This window comes from Selenomonas sp. AB3002, from assembly GCF_000702545.1.
Taxonomy (GTDB): Bacteria; Bacillota; Negativicutes; order Selenomonadales; family Selenomonadaceae; genus Selenomonas_B; species Selenomonas_B ruminantium_A.
In genome coordinates, this window is record NZ_JNIO01000008.1 from 1,571,046 (window position 1) to 1,590,413 (window position 19,368).

Here is a 19,368-nt window from a genome sequence, read left to right on the forward strand (position 1 = left end):
GTACCATTTCCTAAAAAAATAGCATAAGCTCTCTCCGTTTTGTATAATGAAAGTGACAGCAATCATAACATAAACGGAGGGCTTATGCCATGAACATTGTATCACAGAATCATATCTTTGGTGAACAACTTTCTTCAAAAATATCTTGTTTCCTGGAAGAATTCCATGTTGGCAAGATACTCAAGGTCTGCAATGCCTATAAGGTTCGCGGTTTCTCTGTAAGCAATGTGTTTAAGGTTGCATTCGAGAATGCCTTTCGCAACAAGTCCTTTTATCAGCAGGAAAAGATGGATTCATCTGTTATTCCCTTTGCTAAAGATACCTTTTACCGTTTCATGAATTCCAGTTGTGTCAACTGGCGCAAATTCACTCTGCAGCTTGGTAAATCCATCATTCAAAAAATTGTACCTCTTACCAATGAAAACCGGCGCAACGTGCTTATCATCGATGACTCCTTGTTAAGCAGGGCACGTTCCAAGAATGTGGAGCTGCTTGCCAAGGTGTTTGACCACGTCGAGCACAAGTATACGCGGGGGTTCCGCATGCTGACTCTCGGCTGGAGTGATGGGAATTCGTTTCTGCCACTCAGCCACTGTCTGCTTTCATCTGCCAATCGTGTCAATCGGCTGCAGGAGTCTTCGGATAAGATCGACTCGCGTAGCAACGGCGGGAAACAGCGCAAGCTGGCACAGACTAAGGCTACCGTTGTTATGCAGAAGCTCTTGGCTGAGGCAAAATCTATGGAGATTCCAGCCCGCTACGTTCTTTTTGACACCTGGTTCTGTTCACCGTCTTCCCTTGTTCAAGTCAAGGAACTCGGCTTCGATGCCATTGCTATGGTAAAAAAGTCTGAAAACAGTCATTTCCTTCATGACGAACGCATGAAGAGTGTAATGGCAATATTTCGCCAGTCTAAAAAGCGTCCTGGTTGCTCAAAGTATCTGCTTTCAGTAGAGGCGGCGGTGGTAAAGGACGGAAAAACTCTGCCAGTCAAACTCGTTTTCGTTAGGAACAGAAGCAACCCCAAGGACTATCTAATCTTGGTATCCACAGATACCTGTTTGTCTGAGGAAGACATCATCCAGACTTATGGAAAGCGCTGGAATATCGAGGTTTTCTTCAAGATATGCAAGTCATTCCTGAAACTTGGGAAAGAAAGCCACGCTCTGTCTTATGATGCAATGACATCACATGTATCCGTTGTATTTGCAAGGTATATGATGTTGTCACTAGAGCAGCGCCGGAATGTCGATAAACGGAGCATAGGTGAGCTATTCTATCTCGCTTATGACGAATTGCAGGATCTGCGTTATCTCGATGCCTTGGTGTTGCTCTTAAAAGAACTTATTGCTAAGGTAAAGGGAAAGACGTTTTTTATGGAAAAGGAACTGGACATGATGCTCGATTTGTTCTTGGAAAATCTGCCGAATTTATGGAACAAGTGTTTGAAACGTTGTGCATGAGGCAGACTTTCTAGGAGTCATGGCTCTACACCGCACATAGGTGCTGGCCTGTTTCGTTTGTGCGAAGTTTGAGTTTTATAATATCTCCATCATTTATTGATAACGAATGACCAAAGAAGTATGCTATATTTTTTCCTTTTTCCATTTTTGAAAGAAACCTCTTATACTCTAAGCCTGTTCTCTTATATATTCTTTGGAAATATTTCTTAAATCTTATACATAGTAATTTTTTACTAATCTCATCTTTATTTTCTATAGTTTCTTCTGTTCCTAATATCATATTATTTTCATTCACTTTTCCGTGCACAAAATCAACATTTACACTTTTGCTATATTTTCTTCTAAATGTATCGGTGTAATTAAAGCTAATAAGATTATCTACCTTTATCGAAATATCCTCTATATCATACGACGTATGGTTAAGCTTTATTTTTTCAATCAAAGAAATATATTTTTCTAAGAATGATGTAAAATCATCCATTTCTTTAACAAGGCGTTCTACAAACTTACTCTTATATCCAACAGTATAGTTATTTCTTTTCTTCATAAATTCTTTTATTAAACCATTTTTATAAAAAAACTCCTTCTCTTTAACAAGAAAATGCGTCTCCTCTTCTAACCTTTTAACAACTTTCGATATCTCATTTTCAAAATCAATCCACCTCTCCCCCCTTATCTTATTTTCTTCATAAATTGTTTGAAAATATCCCACCCATTCATTCGCTTCAACCGACAACATAAATTCCATCGATGCATTAACATCTTCACATATCCACTCTGTTGCAACATTTACCAATTCAGCATTCAGCCCATCACTTGTTGCTAAATCCTTGAATTTTGATCCTAAATCTACATCATCCTTATATCCACTTAAACTTGTAATACCTTTTAATTTTTTAAGCACTCCCAAAAACTTCAAAAAATCTTTGTATTGCGTTGGCAATCCGTGCTCTAAATCAAATCCATTTCCCACTACTAATGTAATCAAAATCATCCATCCTTTTTCACTACTCATTTTTCAATAAGACCTGCCTAAAGTTCCTGGCAGGTCTTATTGCTATTTCATTAAATCATCACAGAATGGCATCAACTCTTCTATCTTTTCTACAATACGGAACTGCTCCAATAGAGGCGGTAGTGGAACTAAAATATTTACCATAGTATCTTTTCCTACTCTTGGCATTTTGACCCCATACGAAGATGTATTAACAATCTGATTTATATAAGGTGATCTTAACAACCATGTTATATAACTATTATTCACTTCGCCATAGCACTGGAACGGCACCAATTCCGAGGTACAGATCCCATCTGCTGGAGCAATGAGTATCTTTTGTAGATAGGGACGCAACTTACTATAGAGAATATCTCCCTTATGGAAAACAACTTTATCCCCCGCTATTTTCCTATTGCCAGCCTTCTCTACATTAATAATCTTTCCGCTACCTTTTTCTATATCCTCCATATCCAGTGACCACATATCAGGCAAGATTTCTTCCTTGGAAATCTTTTCCTTTGTCTGATCATAGGTACAAATATCTCCCAGTCGTACCCACTCCCACCCTTCCGGTATATCGAAGGGGATTTCCTCTTCTGTGATAGGTGGCAGTGCCTTGGGCTTCTTGATTTTCTTCTCGGCTATGAGCCGCTTCTTCTCTGCCTGTATGTCTTTGATGAGCTCTTGGGCTGTGCCCTCATTGGCGCGCTGCTCCACCAGCTTGCCCTGGATGGCGTACTGGAGCAGGCTTTTCTTCATGGCCTCCGGGAAGCGGGTGTTGAAGTCGGTCAGCTTGGTGTAAGCTTTATCATATTTGTCGATAAGGGGCAGGATTTCTTCGATTTTGGCTACAATGCGCTGTTGCTCTGCTAAAGGAGGGCACGGAACTGTTATTTGGCATATATCTGATACATTAATATGTTTGGCACCTAACCCCTTTTGTTTAGCTGTTAGTCGCGTTAAGGTATCGGGAGACATAAGAAACCATCTTAAGTATTTGGTTTCTATATCAGCTGGTCGAAGTAGCATTACTCTTTGACCTAAACAGATATTCATGCCAACTGGTAAAATCGCAGCTCGCCCTATTGAACCCTCACGAGTTAATACAATATCGCCACACTCAGGGGTAAGGCGGGTTATTCGCTTTTCATAATCATCTTGGAGAACATATCTCCATTGTTTTATGTTTCCATTCTCATCAATGCAATTCGTATCTATACCAGCATAGTCAGTTTTGTATTGTACATACTTAGGCGTAGAATGTGGACAATCAACTATTGTCCAACATATATCGACCAACCTTGCCCACTCCCACCCCTCAGGAATATCAAAGGGCTTCTCTTCCTCAGTGATAGGCGGCAATGTCTTGCTTTTCTTGATTTTTCCTTCCTTGATCAACTGCGCCTTCTCCGCCTGTATCTCCTTGAGCAGTTCTTTGGCGGTTCCTTCCTCTGGTCTTTGTTCCACCAGTCTCCCCTCTATGGCCCTTTGAAGTATGCTATTCTTTAATTGCTGTGGTGTCATCACTGCGTTATGTCCATCCTTTATATTTTAATCTCAGTGTTTCTCATCATTTCATACAAGTTCACGCAATGCACGTCCATCTGCTGACAAACATCAGGAATTTTAATCTTTCTGCTATTTGCCCCCGCCATTGTCTCGAACGTCACAACAGTATCATCATATACACAAGCTGCTGCCACAATCCACGGGTCAGCTACTGTTAAAAATTTTTGCTTGTTTGATTCATCATATTGCGGATTATTATATATCTTATTTGCTATAGCTTGGTACTTCGCAACAACTTTTTCGTCATATTTAGCGTTAATAACATAAGATTGGTTATAAAAATCTTCTGCCTTTTGTATATTTTTGCGAAACCAATCTGTTAACTCATCATTACCAGAGAGTACTTCCGTAGCTACAGCATCTATAACTTTAACTGTACCAACCTGAAACCTATCCAACAGCTTACGCCAAAAGGTAGGAACAATATCATAAGCATAAAATGTATTCTTTGCAGTTATAAATGTATTTGTATCAAGCAAATAACTCATGATTATCCCTCCTTTGCCCTTCTCATTACTTCAGCAAAGGTTTTTCCCTTAACGCCCAGCAAGTTATATGCCTCCGTATAAGTCAAAGCTCCCGAATTAATCGCTTCGTTCACATACCGACAAAAACCACGCCCTACACGATATGGTGCAACATTATAAAAATCTCCTCCACTACCTGTCATAGAGATTCTCTTATGCGTACTCTCATATAATTTAACCAACCTAGCATATTCTTTTTCATCTATTTTGTTATAAGTCAAAGCTGCCCTAAAAAGGACAAGCTGGCTCACCTTAAAGAATTTCTCTAACTGCTCAAAATCATGAGCATATTTCTGCCAGCCCTTATCAAACAAATCTTCTGGCACTAATAATTTAGCGGCGATTCTATTACAAAAAGGTTCAGTGCGGTCATCAAGGCCATCTTGACCTAAAAATAAATGTACCACCTCATGGAACAAAGTAAATATCCTGGCTGCTATAGCATCTGCACCATTGATAAAAATCACAGGTGCCATTTTATCTGCTAAAGCAAAGCCGCGAAACTCACTCACACTCAAAGGACGATGGGTATCATTGCCCACTACTCCATTGATAAAAATTACAATTCCTTTACTTTCAAGAATATCAACAAAAAAACGTAAGGCATTAGCTCTGCTGCTTATCTTAGTACGCCAATTTGTTGGTATTTCCAATACTTTGTTTATATGATTTACAATATCATCATCGGACATATTTCTATCTATGCTACCTATAAATGCTACAGGAGCGTAATCTTTATCTTTTTTATAATCAATCAACCATTCCTGACGACTACGAACAATGTTTATAGTATCACGCAAAGCAGCGCTGTATTCATCACTTGCAATAAAGCCTTGATTTTGGAGAGTACGAAAATCAGATATTTTCCTTATGGGAATATCAGGTTTTTCAGACAGCATCAAATAGCCAAAAGGAACATAAGCAAACTTTGCCATGTCCTCCAACTGTTTAACAGTAGGCCGCTCACTTTTTTCCAACCACTTAGTTAGCTTAGGGAATTTTTCAGAAAAAGCCTCCAATCCTCTCTGGCTATATTCTATAGCCCACATCAGTACATCAGGATTGATATTTACTCGAGCCACTGTCATGCCCTCACCCCCTTAATCTTTTGGCCTGCAACATATTCTTTGCTAAAAACTCTATGCGTCCTATCTACAACTACGCTTAACTTCTCTCTTGTCACTAAAAATCCTGCAACTATTCCCATCAATTCTCAAGTCTTGCTGTTATCTCCCCCAATACCCTGTCAATCTCTGCATTCAATTCTTTGCGGTGCTCCTGGTAGCTCTGTATCAGGTCGAGCGGATCCAGGATTTCTTCTTCCTCATGGGGGAAGCCACAGAGATCGAGGTTGTAGCCACCTTCCTGGATCTCTTCGGCAGTGTAGCGCTTAGCCTTGGACCAGCCTTCCACCTCTATCTCCTCCCGATTCTTCCACCAGTCCATAACGGGCTGGAAGTGCTCCAGCTTCATGGGCTTGGTCTTGGAGAAGTGCTTGTAGCCCTCTGGCATATCCAGACGGTAGAACCAGACTTCCTTGGTAGGTTCGGTGTTATCAAAGAACAGCAGGTTGGTGGTGATGCTGGTGTAGGGAGCAAAGACGCTGCCGGGCAGCCGGATGATGGTATGCAGGTTGAACTCGCTCATGAGCTTCTTCTTGATAGCAGTCTTGGTGTTGTCGGTGCCAAAGAGGAAGCCATCTGGCAACACCACGGCAGCCCGTCCGTTTTTCTTCAAGCGGTACATGATGACGCTCATAAAGAGGTCAGCGGTCTCGGAGTCAGCCAGATCTTCCGGGAAGTTGTTCTTGATGGCTTCCCCTTCGCTTCCCCCGTAGGGTGGATTCATAAGGATCTTATCGAAGGAATCTTTCTCCGTGTAGTCCAGCACGTTGTAAGCCAGGCTGTTGTCATGGAAGATTCTTGGCTCGTCAATGTCATGCAGGAGCAGGTTGGTGATGGCCAGCATATAAGGGAACTGCTTCTTCTCTATGCCATAGACAGACTGGCTGAAACTCTTCCTGTCCTCAGTAGTCTGTATCTGCGGTTCAAGCTCTTTTAACCAGCTGGTAATGAAGCCACCGGTGCCACAGGCAAAGTCTGCCATCTTTTCACCCAGCTTCGGCTCTATCATCTTTGCCATGAAGTCCGTCACAGCACGGGGCGTGTAAAACTCGCCAGCATGGCCAGCTGACTGCAGGTCTTTGAGTATGGTTTCGTAAATATCCCCCAGGGCATGGATTTCCTCATACTGACTCAGCTGGATAGCGTCCAGCTCGTTGGCCATCTGCCGAAGCAGAACACCATCCTTCATGTACTGGTTGGTGTCCTCGAAGACAGTCTTCACGATAGACTTCTTGAGGGGCGTTTCAGAGGTTACTTCCAGCTCCTTGAAGGCCTTGAACATATCGTTTACAAAGTCCAGCAGGTCCTCGCCGGTGAGACCATCTCCCTGTTTTTCCTCATGGGCCCAATTCTGCCAACGGTATTCCTCGGGTATGATGGAGACATAATCTTCATCGTCGAGTTCCCATTCTTCTTCCTTAGCACTGTAGACCTTGAGGAAGAGCATCCAGACAATCTGCTCTATGCGCTGAGCATCACCGTTAATCCCCGCATCCTGACGCATGATGTCCTGCAGCCTCTTGACGAGGCCTCCTAAATTTCCTGCCATTTACTTAACCTGCCTTATCTTCATTCTTGTATATCTCTTTTGCTAATTCTCTGACGGTCTCTTTATAGCCCTTGTTGCCGCCAAAGAGCTTGGCTATATTGCCCGGTGTGCCAAACTTCTGAAATTCTGCCAGCTTGAGCACAGTCGTAGTCTCTATTTCCTTGATGCCAAGGTTCATATACTTATCCAGAAGGATTTCCAGCACTTCCCTTGCTGCATCCTTGAACCTGTGCAGGAAGTCACGTTTCTTCACGCCTTCGGCTCTTTCCCTGCGGGTGAGGGGCTTCTGGTCGTAGGCTACATGGCAGATGAAGTCATAGTCGTCCACTTCATCCATGTTCATGTCATGCTTGAGCTTCTCCAGGCTTATTCCCTGTGAAGCCAACGCCTCGCCAATGGCTTCTTTTTTGTCTGCCTCTGACCAGGTGCGGATAAACTTCGCCAGGTCGCCATACTGGCCCAGGATATTCGCCTTGGTGTAGTCAATGATGTTTTCCTGCTTCAAAAGCTTTCCACCCGGATCATAAATCGAGATGGTCTTGTTCACGGTAACTACCTTGCAGCCATCAGGCCGCACAAAGGGTACTATGCGTGGCTCTTTCGGTTCTTCGGGGCCATCCGTGCCTTGAGGCCCTTCGGGCCCATATGTAGCAGGCGGCTCCTTAACCTGTCCTGGTGTAAATCCTGGTACTCTCTCAATGGGGCCATCCCAGGCTGGATCAGCAAAGAGACGGGTCACGCCCCGGAAGTCAATGATTGTAAAGTTGGTCTTCCCTGCTTCCTCGCGGATGCGGGTGCCACGGCCCACGATTTGCTTGAAGAGGGTCATGGAAGCAATGCTCTTGTCAATGGCGATAACCTTGGTCATCTTCGCATCCACGCCAGTAGAGAGCAGTTCCGATGTGGTAGCTATAACAGGGAACCTCTCCCTGACAGAGATGAAATAGTTCAGCTTGCTCTTGCCATAGACATCGCTGCCGGTGATACGCACCACATAATCAGGGTTCAGGGCCAGCATATCTGCATTCTGCCTGGCAAGTTCTGCCCGCATTCTCTCAGCAGCATCTTCACTGGCACAGAAAACAATGGTCTTGGCCATCCTGTCAGTGGCCTTTAAGTATTCGGTTATCTGGGCAGCCACCTCGCGTATGCGGTCTTCCAGCACGATGTTGTAGTCATAGTCAGTGTTGTTATATATACGGTCAGGAATCTCCTGGCCGTAATAATCCAGCTGTCCCTTGATAGGGCGCCAGCCATCACTGACATTCATGCGCGGCTCAATGACTCGGAAGGGAGCCAGGAAGCCATCATTGATGCCCTGGTTGAGGCTGTAGGTGTAGACCGGATCCCCGAAGTAATTGGTGCTGGATACATACTTCGTCTCCTTGGGCGTAGCGGTCATGCCTATCTGGGTAGCTGTCTGGAAGTATTCCAGTACCCTGCGCCACTGGCTTTCTTCTTTGGCAGATCCACGGTGGCACTCATCTACAATGATGAGGTCGAAGAACTCCGGCTCAAACAGCTCCTGAAAATGCGGCACGTCATCATTGCCTACCATCTGCTGATAAAGGGCGAAGTATACCTGATAGGCCGAGATCTGCGCAGGCTTGTCCTTTGAGAAGTCTACCTTATGGATGACTTTAGCCAGAGGATTGAAGTCCTGAATGATGGACTGGTCAACAAGGATATTGCGGTCAGCCAGGTAGAGGATTTTCTTCTTCAGATTGCTCTTGATGAGGCGATAGACTATCTGGAAGGCTGTGAAAGTCTTGCCAGTGCCGGTGGCCATAACCAAAAGGAGACGCTGCTGTCCCCGAGCAATGGCATCCAAGGTCCGGTCAATAGCCACCTGCTGATAATATCTGGGAGAGTTCTTGCCTGTATAGAAGGGCTGGTTGATTATCTGAATCTCTTCTGTTGAGAGCTTGACTTCGCGCTCCAGCCTCTCCCATAGCTCATCCTCAGAAGGAAAGTCAGCAAGAGGCAGACTGCGCTCCTGCCCCGTCAGGAAATCGAACTCTACAAACTCATCACCGTTGGAGCTATAGGCAAACTTCACATCCATCATCTGGCAGTATGTCTTGGCCTGCTGCAGACCGAAGGAGGGAAGCTGCTTATTATCCTTAGCCTCCACGATAGCCAAAGGATAGTAGCCACGGTAGCAGAGCACATAGTCAGCTTTCTTGGGATTCTCACGGACAGCCATGTTGCCCTTAATATTCACCCTGCCATCAGTGATTTTCTTCTCCATGAAGATATGCTCCACCTTCCACTTGGCCGTGATAGCGGGGGTGATGTAGCGAAGCTTGATATCCTCTTCGGTAAGACTTTTCTTGCCCATGTTCTCACCGTCCTTGTGACTTGGAAACATTTTACTTTTATTTTACCATTAAAGCCCTATTTTTTCACGCCTTGTTCCACCTTCAGCAGCCATTCCTTCCGCAAAAGCCCCCCCATAACCAGTAAGACTGCCATCCTGCCCAATGGCGGGGGAATAATTATACCTATAGGATTATGCTCCACTACTACGCCCACTGCCTGGGCGGACATTTTTCTTTCTGCCGCCTTTTGCCAATCTCAGTTGCCATATCCCCATAGCTGGTTGTCCGTCCATAGGGAATGATTAGGAGCAACTCCCAAACATCCTGTTGGAAAGGCGTGCCCTGGACTGAAATATTTGGCAAAAATTCAGGACTTTGCCTGCAAAATATAAATCCAGCCAATGACAGGTATCAGAAAAAACAGGCAACCAGCGGCACTGCCAGGAATGGCGATGTGCTGGGGGTAGCCCGGCTGGCAGGCATTATGGGAGCCAAGAAGACCTCCGACCTCATCCCCCTCTGCCACCCCCTGCCCCTCACCGCCGTCAGCGTAGACTTCACCCTGCTGCCGGAGGAATGTGCCGTGAAAGCTGCCGCCACCGCCAAGATCACCGGGCGAACCGGGGTGGAAATGGAAGCCCTCACCGCCGTCAGCACAGCGCTTCTCACCATCTACGATATGTGCAAGGCCCTGGACAAAAGCATGGAAATCACAGACATCCATCTGGAAGAAAAAAGCGGCGGCAAAAGCGGCCATTACAAGCGCACATAGCAAACGGCAAATCCATGCCTGAAAAATTCCCAAGCATGGATTTGCCGTTTTTGGTATAAATCTTGCCTAATAGCTCCCCCAGGCAGGAATTCCCCCCGCCTTTAGTGAATATATGATGAGGTATGTAAGACTTCAATTGCATTCGCATTCAGCAAGGAGGAATACACTATGGGACTTATCAAAGCTGTGACTGGCGCCGCTGGCGGCGTGCTGGCTGATCAATGGAAAGAATTCTTTTACTGTGACAGCCTGAGCGAGGACATTCTGGCTGCCAAGGGACAGAAACGCACAGGCAAGCGCAGCAGCAACACGGACGGCAGCGACAATGTGATTTCCAACGGCTCAGTCATCACTGTGAACAGCGGCCAGTGCATGATGATCGTGGAGCAGGGTGAAGTCATAGAAGTCTGCGCCGAGCCTGGCGAGTTCATCTTCGATTCTGCCACTCAGCCCACCATCTTCGAAGGCAGCCTTGGTGACAGTGCCAAGAAGGTCTTTGACGAATTCCTGAACCGTGTCAAATTCGGCGGGGAAGCCTCCACGGATCAGCGGGTCTATTACTTCAATACTAAGGAAATCATGGGCAACAAGTACGGCACCCCCACCCCCATTCCCTTCCGGGTGGTGGACAGGAACGTGGGCCTGGACATTGACATTTCCCTCAGATGTTTCGGCGAGTACAGCTACCAGCTGAAGAATCCCCTGCTGTTCTATAAGAACGTCTGTGGCAATATAGAAGGCGTGTATTCCCGTGACAAAATCGACAGCCAGCTGAAATCCGAGCTCATGACAGCCCTGCAGCCTGCCATGGCCAAGATTGCAGCCCTGGACATCCGCTACAGCGAACTGCCCGCCCACACCCAGGAGATTGCCGATGCCCTCAATGATGTGCTCAGCAAGAAATGGGGCGAACTGCGGGGCATTGAAATCGTCTCCTTCGGCGTCAGCAACGTGAGCATCAGCGAAGAAGACCAGCAGATGATCAAGGAGCTCCAGCGCAACGCCGCCTTCCGCAATCCCACCATGGCCGCAGCCCACATGGTAGGTTCCCAGGCTGCCGCCATGCAGGACGCTGCCAATAACGCAGGCGGCGCCGCCATCGGCTTCATGGGCATGAATATGGCGGCTGGAGCTGGCGGCGTCAGGGCCGAAGACCTTTACAAAATGGGCAATGCCCAGGCTCCTGCAGCCCCTGCCCAGCCTGCTGCCGGCGGCTGGGCCTGCGCCTGCGGCCACACAGGCAACACGGGCAAATTCTGCGCTGAGTGCGGCAAGCCCCGCCCCGAAAACACCAGCTGGACCTGCTCCTGCGGTGCTGTGAATACGGGCAAGTTCTGCGCCGAGTGCGGCAAGCCCAAACCTGCCGGGGACTGGACCTGCTCCTGCGGCACCGTGAACAAGGGCAAATTCTGTTCCAATTGCGGCAGCCCCAGACCGTAAGGAGGGGGCTCTATGGCAGAATCTGCGGTAAATTACAAATGCCCTAACTGCAGTGCCCCGCTCTCCTACCAGCCTGGCAAGGAAACAATCACTTGCGAATACTGCGGCACAGAGTTCCAGACGGAAACCATCGAGGAACTCTACCGTCAGGCAGAGGAAAGAGCCGCTGCCCTGGCCGACCTGGAGGACAAGAAATGGGAAACCCAACAGGCCGGCAGTGAGTGGAGCGAAGAAGACACTGCCAACCTGCGCAGCCTGGTTTGTTCCTCCTGCGGAGCGGAGATTGTGGCGGATATGAACACCATGTCCACCCAGTGCGCCTACTGTGGCAACCCCACCATGGTGCCCCAGAAGTTCTCTGGCACTCTCAGGCCGGATTACATCATACCCTTCAAGAAAACCAAAGAGGAGGCCCTCGCCTCCCTGAAGGAATTCTACAAAGGCAAGCCTCTCCTGCCCTCGGGCTTTGACAGTGCCAACAAGCTGGAAAAAATCCAGCCCATGTACGTGCCCTTCTGGCTCTTTGATGCCAAAGTCGATGCCCACGCCAGCTTCCATGCCACCACGGACAACACTTTCGAGACCAGTGATGAGATTGTCACTATCACCCGCCACTACGAGTGCAACCGGGCGGGGAAAATGAGCTTTGCAAACATTCCCGTGGACGGCAGCGAGAAGATGGACGATGATTACATGGAGAGCATCGAGCCTTTCGACTACAAGGAAATGGTGCCCTTCACCCAGACCTATATGACTGGCTTCCTGGCAGATAAGTACGATGTGGATGCAGATGCTTCTGTGCCCAGGGCAGACAAGCGGGTAGAGGAAAGCGCTGTGGGCGTGCTGGCAGACACCGTCACAGGCTATGACTCCGTGAACTGCAATACCTCCTCCGTCTTCAAGGAGGAAGGCGCTGTGTCTTATGCCATGGCCCCGGTGTGGATACTCACCACGAAATACCAGGATCAGCCCTACACCTTCATGATGAACGGCCAGACAGGGAAAACCGTGGGCAGCCTGCCCATTGACAAGAAAAAATCCCTGCTCTACAGCCTGCTGGTCTTTGCTCTAACCACGCCCCTGTTCTACTATATAGCCAAGTATCTCCTGACAGAAGTGCTGGCAGAATGAGGAGGCGTGAAGATGAAAAGACTTGCTAGAGTATCCGCTATGCTCTCTGCCCTCCTGCTCTGCCTCCTGTTGACCATGACGGCGGCCTTTGCCGCCTCTGTCCAGGACGGAGCCAAGCTTCTCAAGGCAGAGCAGAAAGCAGCACTGGAGCAGAAAATCAAGCAGGTGGAAGATGCCCATCAAGTGAAAATCGGCATCGTCACCATGAAATCCCTGAAGGGGGCACCCCCGGGCAAGACTGCCAACAGCATCCTTGATAAGCAGTATGCCGGCGGCAAGAACGGCAGCATCGTGCTGCTCCTGGCCATGGACAGCCGCGACTACCATGTATCCACGGACAGCGTCATGCGCACCATCATCACCGATGACGGCGGTTTCCCCCATCTGAAAGAAGCCTTCCTGCCCCATCTGAAGGACAATGACTTCTACGGTGCCTTTGATGCCTACGTAGACGGCACAGATGAAATGCTCGCCTACTACGAGCGGGAAGGGGAGCCCTACGCCCCCTACAACGAATTCAGTCCCCTGGCCCTGGTCATAGCCATTGCCTTAGGCATTCTTGCCGCCCTCCTGGTCAAGAGCGGCCTTGAAGGCATGATGAGCAATGTGGCCTACGCCCCCTCAGCAGATGCCTATCTGGAAGACGGCAGCGTAAGCCTCACGGAAAACAACGACACCTTCCTCTACACCACCGAAACCCGCCGCCCCAAGCCAAAGAAAAGCTCCGGCGGCGGTGGCGGCGGCAGCCACGGCGGCGGAGGAGGAAAATTCTGATCCAAATGCCATTAGAAAAGCCACCTTTTCTTTTTTAGGAAAGGTGGCTTTCTCTCTGTTCAGTTATCTTCTTGCACCGCTCCAGAGTACAAATCATTCGATAAATAAAACGGCATAAAAAATTTTCAGATATAAAAGCTTGGACACTACATCAGCCCATCAGAAGGCCTGCGTTAACAGCTGCATGACGCAATGCCTCGTTAATTCTAGTCTGATAGCCTTTACCCGTTCCCCGGTATGCCTCCAATACATCAGCATCTATTTTTAGGGTAATCTGCCTCTTCTTTGGCTTGAAATACTTAGGATTGGCATGAAGTTCAGGATTTACAGGCTTGAACTCCCTAAGCTGTTCATCAGTGAGCTCCGGGCAATCCTCATCAAATGTCACCGGGTAACATACGGCCTCCTTTATCCTCGCCATTACCTCCTCAGAAGGTATGCTCCCAGCCTTCAGCCGTGAAGTCACTATTGCCATAGTAAAACCTCCTTTCCTTCGCAGTCGCTGGCCTTGCTGAAATCAGTCGTATTCTGTCTTTGCGCTCTGTAAAGGCGACAAAGACCACTTCGCCAATTTTGCCAATGGTCTGCCAGCGTTCCTCTGTTCCATCGTTTTCTGCAGAACAATCTAAACGCTCCAAGCGATTTTTATCGCAAAAAACATATTGAGCATCCGCAAAATGTATGTGATGCTTGCGGTAATTGATTACGTCTTTTTCTTCATCCCATTCAAATTCCATGTCCATGATTTAATTATAGCACCAAGAAGTAGTTACATACAAGTAGCTACTTTTTCTTTCGCCCTCACATGACACTGCTCAACGCTTTTTACTCCTACGCCACCTACACGGCGGTTAACGCCTCCTTTCGCTTGATGGGGAACCCGCTAGATTTTTAAGCCGCCTACACGGCGGTTAACAACACCCGTGGGTGGCATCATTGTCTGGCCCAATTTCTAAGCCGCCTACACGGCGGTTAACCCTTCCGCCTGTTCATACATCTGCTCCAGCATTTTCTAAGCCGCCTACACGGCGGTTAACAGGAGCCACCTTCAAAGCCTTTGCCTGGTCAAGTTTCTAAGCCGCCTACACGGCGGTTAACAATAATTCTCCACGGATGCCCCCGACAACGTATTTCTAAGCCGCCTACACGGCGGGTCACATCGTTTTTTCTAAGCCGCCTACACGGCGGTTAACCCTTTGTACACCCGGACTGACAGCAGGTCATATTTCTAAGCCGCCTACACGGCGGTTAACAAGGAACGCTGAAGCGTGTTCGCAAGCAGGAGTTTCTAAGCCGCCTACACGGCGGTTAACACGGAACAGCTCCACCTCGAAGTCCCTGTACTTTTCTAAGCCGCCTACACGGCGGTTAACCTCCATCTGCGCAAGAAAATCCTCTGTTGCCTTTTCTAAGCCGCCTACACGGCGGTTAACGGTCAGGACATTGACTACGCCGAAGTCCTCAATTTCTAAGCCGCCTACACGGCGGTTAACGTTTGGGATGCGTTCCACACGTGGCTGAAGGATTTCTAAGCCGCCTACACGGCGGTTACGGTGCTGGCGACGTTCCCGCTGGCGTTGTAAGTTTCTAAGCCGCCTACACGGCGGTTAACGCTTGCCCTGCCTATCTTTAACCACTGGAATATTTCTAAGCCGCCTACACGGCGGTTAACCCTGCTTTCGGTGGTGACTATATCATCAAGAATTTCTAAGCCGCCTACACGGCGGTTAACTAACAACAACGGCGACGGCTTCGGTGGCAACATTTCTAAGCCGCCTACACGGCGGTTAACCTTCGCTGCTGATTTTCCTCGTCTCTACGTTATTTCTAAGCCGCCTACACGGCGGTTAACAGTAAAATCCGATACCTAATACCTTATTGCACCTGCTCTCACAGCGCTTTTCCCTATTTTACCCCAAATTCTGCGCCTTCTCAAGAAGCCTTTATTTTACTTGCTTCTGACAGCAGTCCAAAAATTTGGGTCAAAACACAGGCACAGTAGACTGATTATCCAGCCCATAACTCCCGAACCCCATCGCACTGACTTCATCCTTGTCAATTTTCTCTATAGACAAACGGTACTCATGCTTGTTGCTATCACTGCGCAGCACTACATAAGGGAGTTTCCTATGCACCTGCTCCGGGAAAATCTTGATAGCCTCCTCAAAAGAGATATTATGCCTCGTGGCATATCTTCTTGCTAGTTTAGCAGGATTCCCCTTACTATGGCGGCGCTTGAAAGTAGCCCATGTAACATGCTCAGGCACCTTGGCAATTCCCTTTACATGGACATAATCGCGATACCTGGCCACCTGCTGCTGCATGTTCAGCGCTAGCAGTTCTTCTTTTGTCTCTGCAAAAATCCTTAGCTTATCCCCCAAGCCATCCAGGCTATAGTGAGGGAAGGAAACGCCAATGCGCCCCCTCTCCTCCTCCATCTTGTCTGACAAGGCAATATGAACCGACTGATACAACTTGCCCCATATATGATTTTCATTGACCTCCCCATCCGGCAGTATGGTCAACTCCTGATAATATTTCACCATAAATCAACCATCCTTCTTATCTTTCTTATCGCTCTCACCGAATACGCCACCGCGAATGAGAACTGCTACTACATAATGTTCCTCTTCATTCGTCAAAGGTTCTTCTCCAAACATATATTTCTTAAACAAGGTATAAAAGTCCTGCTTACTGTTTGGCATGCGGAACGCCCGCCCCCTGGTAGTCACTGCGCCATAAACCTCAGCAGCCAGAACAGGCGAGTTTTCCTTGTCCGGATAGTCAGGATACCAATTATCAACAGTACGCAGCGCATTGCCGATTTTCTGGGAGTGCATGGCTGCGATGCTGTCTGACTGATACAGGATCTTGCTCTTGTCCTCCTTGCCTTTGCTAAACACCAGCTCCTCACTAGGATAAACTTCCTGGCCGAAGCCCACCTTGGCATAAGCCTTTACCTCAACATACAAATAGGGAGTCTCGCCAGACAGGGCTGAGGCAATCTTACCTGCCAACCTATCCAGATTCTCATCATATCTATCAAAATTGCGCAGAGAATAGTCATATGCTGAGAAGGTTGCCTCCAAATCATCAGCCTTCACATAAACTTCAACCTTCTCTGCCCCCAGACGATTGCGCCACAGGAAACGGCCATTAGCAATATTCGTAGCATAACGATGGGCCAACTCCCGGCATCCCGTTTTCTTTATGTACTCTTTAACCTTGGCGTAGTAATTGTCATTAAATGCCACATCATTACAAGCAATCGGAGTTTCTACGCCACTCAGGATCTTCAACGTGAACGTCAGCACTATTGTATCCTGATTAACTCCCAGCATACAGGCATCCACTGTCTGCAAATTTGCCTTGGTAATCCTCGCCTCAAATTTATCTTCAGTATCGGCTTTAGAATTCTCCTGCAAAGTGGAATCAGTACCGCGCACTGCTTTCTCAGTTATTTTAAGTGGCTCAGTATCATTGATATGATTATCATCCCAGACAGTACCATATAAATAGCCATCAGAAGGAACAAGTTTCTTTTCATAAGCCAGCAGAGAGGGAAGTTTCGTATTGTTAGATTCTTTCTTCTTAGCCATACCACATTTCTCCTTTTCTTATTGAACTGTCTGTTTGCAAAGATAAAGGCCATTGACCTCATCATAGTCATAACGCCACATCATTTCGTCAAGGGTATTGAATCTATGCGGCATCCTAAACTCTCCTACCGTAACTATCGGCTCAACAAAGTGATGCTCATAATCATAGTCGCGCTGGCCCTCAAGTTTATCAGTAGGGCCGGACAAATCACAAAAACCTACAGTTATAGGTACCAGCCAGCCCTTATCAATGAATTTGCTGCTTTCCCATCGCACTACTTTCTTTTTAGAATTTTCCTGTTCCTCGACAAACTTCTTATACACTACTCGTTGAATATCCATTAGGCAGTCAAGCGCATCATGCTCCTCCGTTGGCTGTATAAGATCCGTGCGTTCCCTCAGTATAGTGCCACACATCAGTCTGGCTCTAACCTTATACATAGACTTTTCATCCCGGACATAATGAACAGTTAAATTTTTCTCATCAAATTTTGTCCAAATATCTCCTCCAGCAGCTTTCATACGCGGCATCCGTTCCCTAACAGCATTCAGCAACATCTTTTCATTCATGCCGTTCACGCCTTCAAGTTCGATAAGGAGGCTTACGCACATATGACATCTTGCTTCTTCAATGAATGAAGCAGCCTGTATCTCACCCTTTTTACCCTTCAGCTTAGGTGGCTTGGCATAACCAATAATGTGTGTCCTATCTACGTCTAGTCTATACGTCTGCAGTTCACATTCATGATACGATACCGCAATCCCGGTAAACTCGACTTTCTCCAACTTGCGTTGTTTTTTGACATATCTCTCCAATGCATACATGAAGCCTGTCCACGCAGTCATAGCTGGAACCCCTATGGTATAAGCTGAACTGGCCGCATTGGCATTGTGGACCCTCATTTTAGAAAACAACAAATAAGTTTTATCCATCAGTCTATCACCTCTAATCAACGCAACCATCAGTCTGATTGAACAACCCTAAGAATTTTCTCTTTCAAATTATACAAAAACTTATCATCAGGTGTGATTTCTTTTCTATACTCAATTTTCCATGCTTCAACAAAAAATCCCCTCAACCTTCTGGCAAATTCCGATACAACTTCTTTCTGCCATTCATCGCTGTCATAACGTTCATCAATATATTTATCATCCAACCAGACAGCCTGTTCCCTGGGAAGCTTTCCCTTTTCACTCCAGCCTTGCGGCTCCGCACGCAACTCATACACAAATCTATATGTCTCATCGATAGCTTTGGACCAGTAATAGTCTAGTATCTCCCGATTCTGCTTATTTTCCCATGCAGTGTTATAATGCTTGCATATATGCTTATATATATCCTTGAAGGTGTTATTGAACCACACTTTTTCTTTAAAAAAATCTTTTTGAGGCAAAAATACTCTCTTATCAAATTTTGGTGGCATGGACAATAACATTTTTGCCTCCATGCCAGTCGTGCCTATAGACACATTTTGTGCATTTGCTCCACCTATTTTGGTGCTTACCATCCCATAGATATCACTGTATTCACCTATATCAGCATCTGGCTTCCGTGCCTCAAACTTCAAATCCCTCATTGCTCTTGCCCTGGTCGCCAATTCTTGAATAACGCAAGCAGGTTGCATGACTGACAGCAGGTGATCTGTATCTCCGACAGGAAAATACACTTGCCTAAGCTTATTCCCTATTGGCGCATGACTGTCAGGCTCCTTGAAAGCAAGCAGTTTTTCTTTGATTTCATCATAGGCAAGGCCAATAGATTCTATATCTTCTCTTAACATATCATCACTATTAAGATGCTGATATACCGTCCTGCCATCCTCTAGTTTCTTGGTAAGCAAACTGCTGGTTGCAGAATACGCGGCACTGCCATACATATCTACCTGGCAATTCACAGTCTTGGTCATCACGTAGTTAATATCAGCCACGCCATCCGTGGGCACACAATAATTAACCTGAAGTTCAGGGTCCGTGTATTTGCCGATATGCGAAGCCAATTCTATCTTGCATACATTATCGGCCAATCTCAGCAAACAGGCCCCCAAATCCTTATCCTTGCTTTTTACTTTCTTTGCAAGTTCATCCAGGAAAACACTCACCCT

General features: G+C 46.9%; 17 protein-coding genes and 2 CRISPR repeat arrays. Of the genes, 5 read left to right on the plus strand and 12 right to left on the minus strand.

The features are described 5' to 3' along the window. The first annotated feature begins 89 nt into the window (after positions 1 to 89). A complete protein-coding gene (locus P159_RS0115475) occupies positions 90 to 1,463 on the plus strand; it encodes a transposase (protein ID WP_029545505.1) in 1,374 nt (457 codons plus the stop codon). Positions 1,464 to 1,488: 25 nt separating this feature from the next. On the opposite strand, the gene P159_RS0115480 is transcribed toward P159_RS0115475, so the two are convergent. The 6 genes from P159_RS0115480 to P159_RS0115505 form a co-directional block, all read right to left on the minus strand. Beyond that, entirely contained in the window at positions 1,489 to 2,451 is a 963-nt protein-coding gene (locus P159_RS0115480; protein WP_185753766.1) for an AbiH family protein, read from the minus strand. Between the two features lie 69 nt (positions 2,452 to 2,520). Then, positions 2,521 to 3,927: a restriction endonuclease subunit S gene (locus P159_RS0115485; RefSeq protein ID WP_185753767.1), complete on the minus strand. Its 1,407-nt coding sequence runs from the start codon at positions 3,925 to 3,927 to the stop codon at positions 2,521 to 2,523. 77 nt (positions 3,928 to 4,004) lie between these two features. Next, entirely contained in the window at positions 4,005 to 4,517 is a 513-nt protein-coding gene (locus P159_RS0115490; protein WP_029545511.1) for a DUF4411 family protein, read from the minus strand. Between the two features lie 2 nt (positions 4,518 to 4,519). After that, positions 4,520 to 5,644 (minus strand): ImmA/IrrE family metallo-endopeptidase, encoded by a 1,125-nt coding sequence (locus P159_RS0115495; protein WP_029545513.1) that lies wholly within the window; start codon positions 5,642 to 5,644, stop codon positions 4,520 to 4,522. 118 nt (positions 5,645 to 5,762) lie between these two features. Beyond that, positions 5,763 to 7,229: a class I SAM-dependent DNA methyltransferase gene (locus tag P159_RS0115500; protein ID WP_029545515.1), complete on the minus strand. Its 1,467-nt coding sequence runs from the start codon at positions 7,227 to 7,229 to the stop codon at positions 5,763 to 5,765. Between the two features lie 4 nt (positions 7,230 to 7,233). After that, positions 7,234 to 9,570 carry a DEAD/DEAH box helicase family protein gene (locus tag P159_RS0115505; protein WP_029545517.1) on the minus strand — a complete coding sequence of 779 codons (2,337 nt, stop codon included), beginning with the start codon at positions 9,568 to 9,570 and terminating at the stop codon, positions 7,234 to 7,236. A 368-nt stretch (positions 9,571 to 9,938) separates the two neighbouring features. Here P159_RS0115505 and moaC point away from each other — a divergent pair, with 368 nt between their 5' ends. The 4 genes from moaC to P159_RS0115530 all read left to right on the plus strand — a co-directional run bounded on the left by moaC (position 9,939) and on the right by P159_RS0115530 (position 13,667). After that, a complete protein-coding gene (gene moaC, locus P159_RS0115515; protein ID WP_349254365.1) occupies positions 9,939 to 10,322 on the plus strand; it encodes a cyclic pyranopterin monophosphate synthase MoaC in 384 nt (127 codons plus the stop codon). A 168-nt stretch (positions 10,323 to 10,490) separates the two neighbouring features. After that, a complete protein-coding gene (locus P159_RS0115520) occupies positions 10,491 to 11,762 on the plus strand; it encodes an SPFH domain-containing protein (RefSeq protein ID WP_029545521.1) in 1,272 nt (423 codons plus the stop codon). Between the two features lie 12 nt (positions 11,763 to 11,774). Further along, complete coding sequence (locus tag P159_RS0115525; RefSeq protein WP_029545523.1) at positions 11,775 to 12,893, plus strand: hypothetical protein; 1,119 nt, start codon at positions 11,775 to 11,777, stop codon at positions 12,891 to 12,893. Positions 12,894 to 12,905: 12 nt separating this feature from the next. Then, positions 12,906 to 13,667, plus strand: a complete 762-nt coding sequence (locus P159_RS0115530; RefSeq protein WP_029545525.1) for a TPM domain-containing protein — start codon at positions 12,906 to 12,908, stop codon at positions 13,665 to 13,667. A 151-nt stretch (positions 13,668 to 13,818) separates the two neighbouring features. Here the strand turns inward: P159_RS0115530 and P159_RS0115535 are convergent, their stop codons facing one another. The 6 genes from P159_RS0115535 to P159_RS0115560 all read right to left on the minus strand — a co-directional run bounded on the left by P159_RS0115535 (position 13,819) and on the right by P159_RS0115560 (position 19,365). Further along, complete coding sequence (locus tag P159_RS0115535) at positions 13,819 to 14,142, minus strand: BrnA antitoxin family protein (RefSeq protein ID WP_072004165.1); 324 nt, start codon at positions 14,140 to 14,142, stop codon at positions 13,819 to 13,821. Continuing rightward, a complete protein-coding gene (locus P159_RS0115540) occupies positions 14,096 to 14,410 on the minus strand; it encodes a BrnT family toxin (RefSeq protein WP_029545529.1) in 315 nt (104 codons plus the stop codon). The genes P159_RS0115535 and P159_RS0115540 overlap by 47 nt, the downstream gene beginning before the upstream one ends. Before the next feature lie 85 nt (positions 14,411 to 14,495). Next, a CRISPR array of direct repeats spans positions 14,496 to 14,825; the repeat unit is 28 nt; unit sequence TTTCTAAGCCGCCTACACGGCGGTTAAC. Positions 14,826 to 14,832: 7 nt separating this feature from the next. Next, positions 14,833 to 15,519: a CRISPR direct-repeat array (repeat unit 28 nt; unit sequence TTTCTAAGCCGCCTACACGGCGGTTAAC). Positions 15,520 to 15,649: 130 nt separating this feature from the next. Continuing rightward, the gene (gene cas6f / locus P159_RS0115545) at positions 15,650 to 16,213 is read right to left on the minus strand and encodes a type I-F CRISPR-associated endoribonuclease Cas6/Csy4 (RefSeq protein ID WP_029545530.1); all 564 of its coding nucleotides are present in this window, start codon (positions 16,211 to 16,213) and stop codon (positions 15,650 to 15,652) included. A 3-nt stretch (positions 16,214 to 16,216) separates the two neighbouring features. After that, positions 16,217 to 17,266, minus strand: coding sequence for a type I-F CRISPR-associated protein Csy3 (gene csy3 / locus P159_RS0115550; protein ID WP_029545532.1), 1,050 nt, complete (start codon positions 17,264 to 17,266; stop codon positions 16,217 to 16,219). Between the two features lie 18 nt (positions 17,267 to 17,284). Continuing rightward, on the minus strand, positions 17,285 to 18,199 hold the full coding sequence (locus P159_RS0115555; RefSeq protein WP_029545534.1) for a type I-F CRISPR-associated protein Csy2: 915 nt from the start codon (positions 18,197 to 18,199) through the stop codon (positions 17,285 to 17,287). A gap of 29 nt (positions 18,200 to 18,228) precedes the next feature. Next, positions 18,229 to 19,365 carry a type I-F CRISPR-associated protein Csy1 gene (locus P159_RS0115560; protein ID WP_029545536.1) on the minus strand — a complete coding sequence of 379 codons (1,137 nt, stop codon included), beginning with the start codon at positions 19,363 to 19,365 and terminating at the stop codon, positions 18,229 to 18,231. Between the last annotated feature and the right edge of the window lie 3 nt (positions 19,366 to 19,368).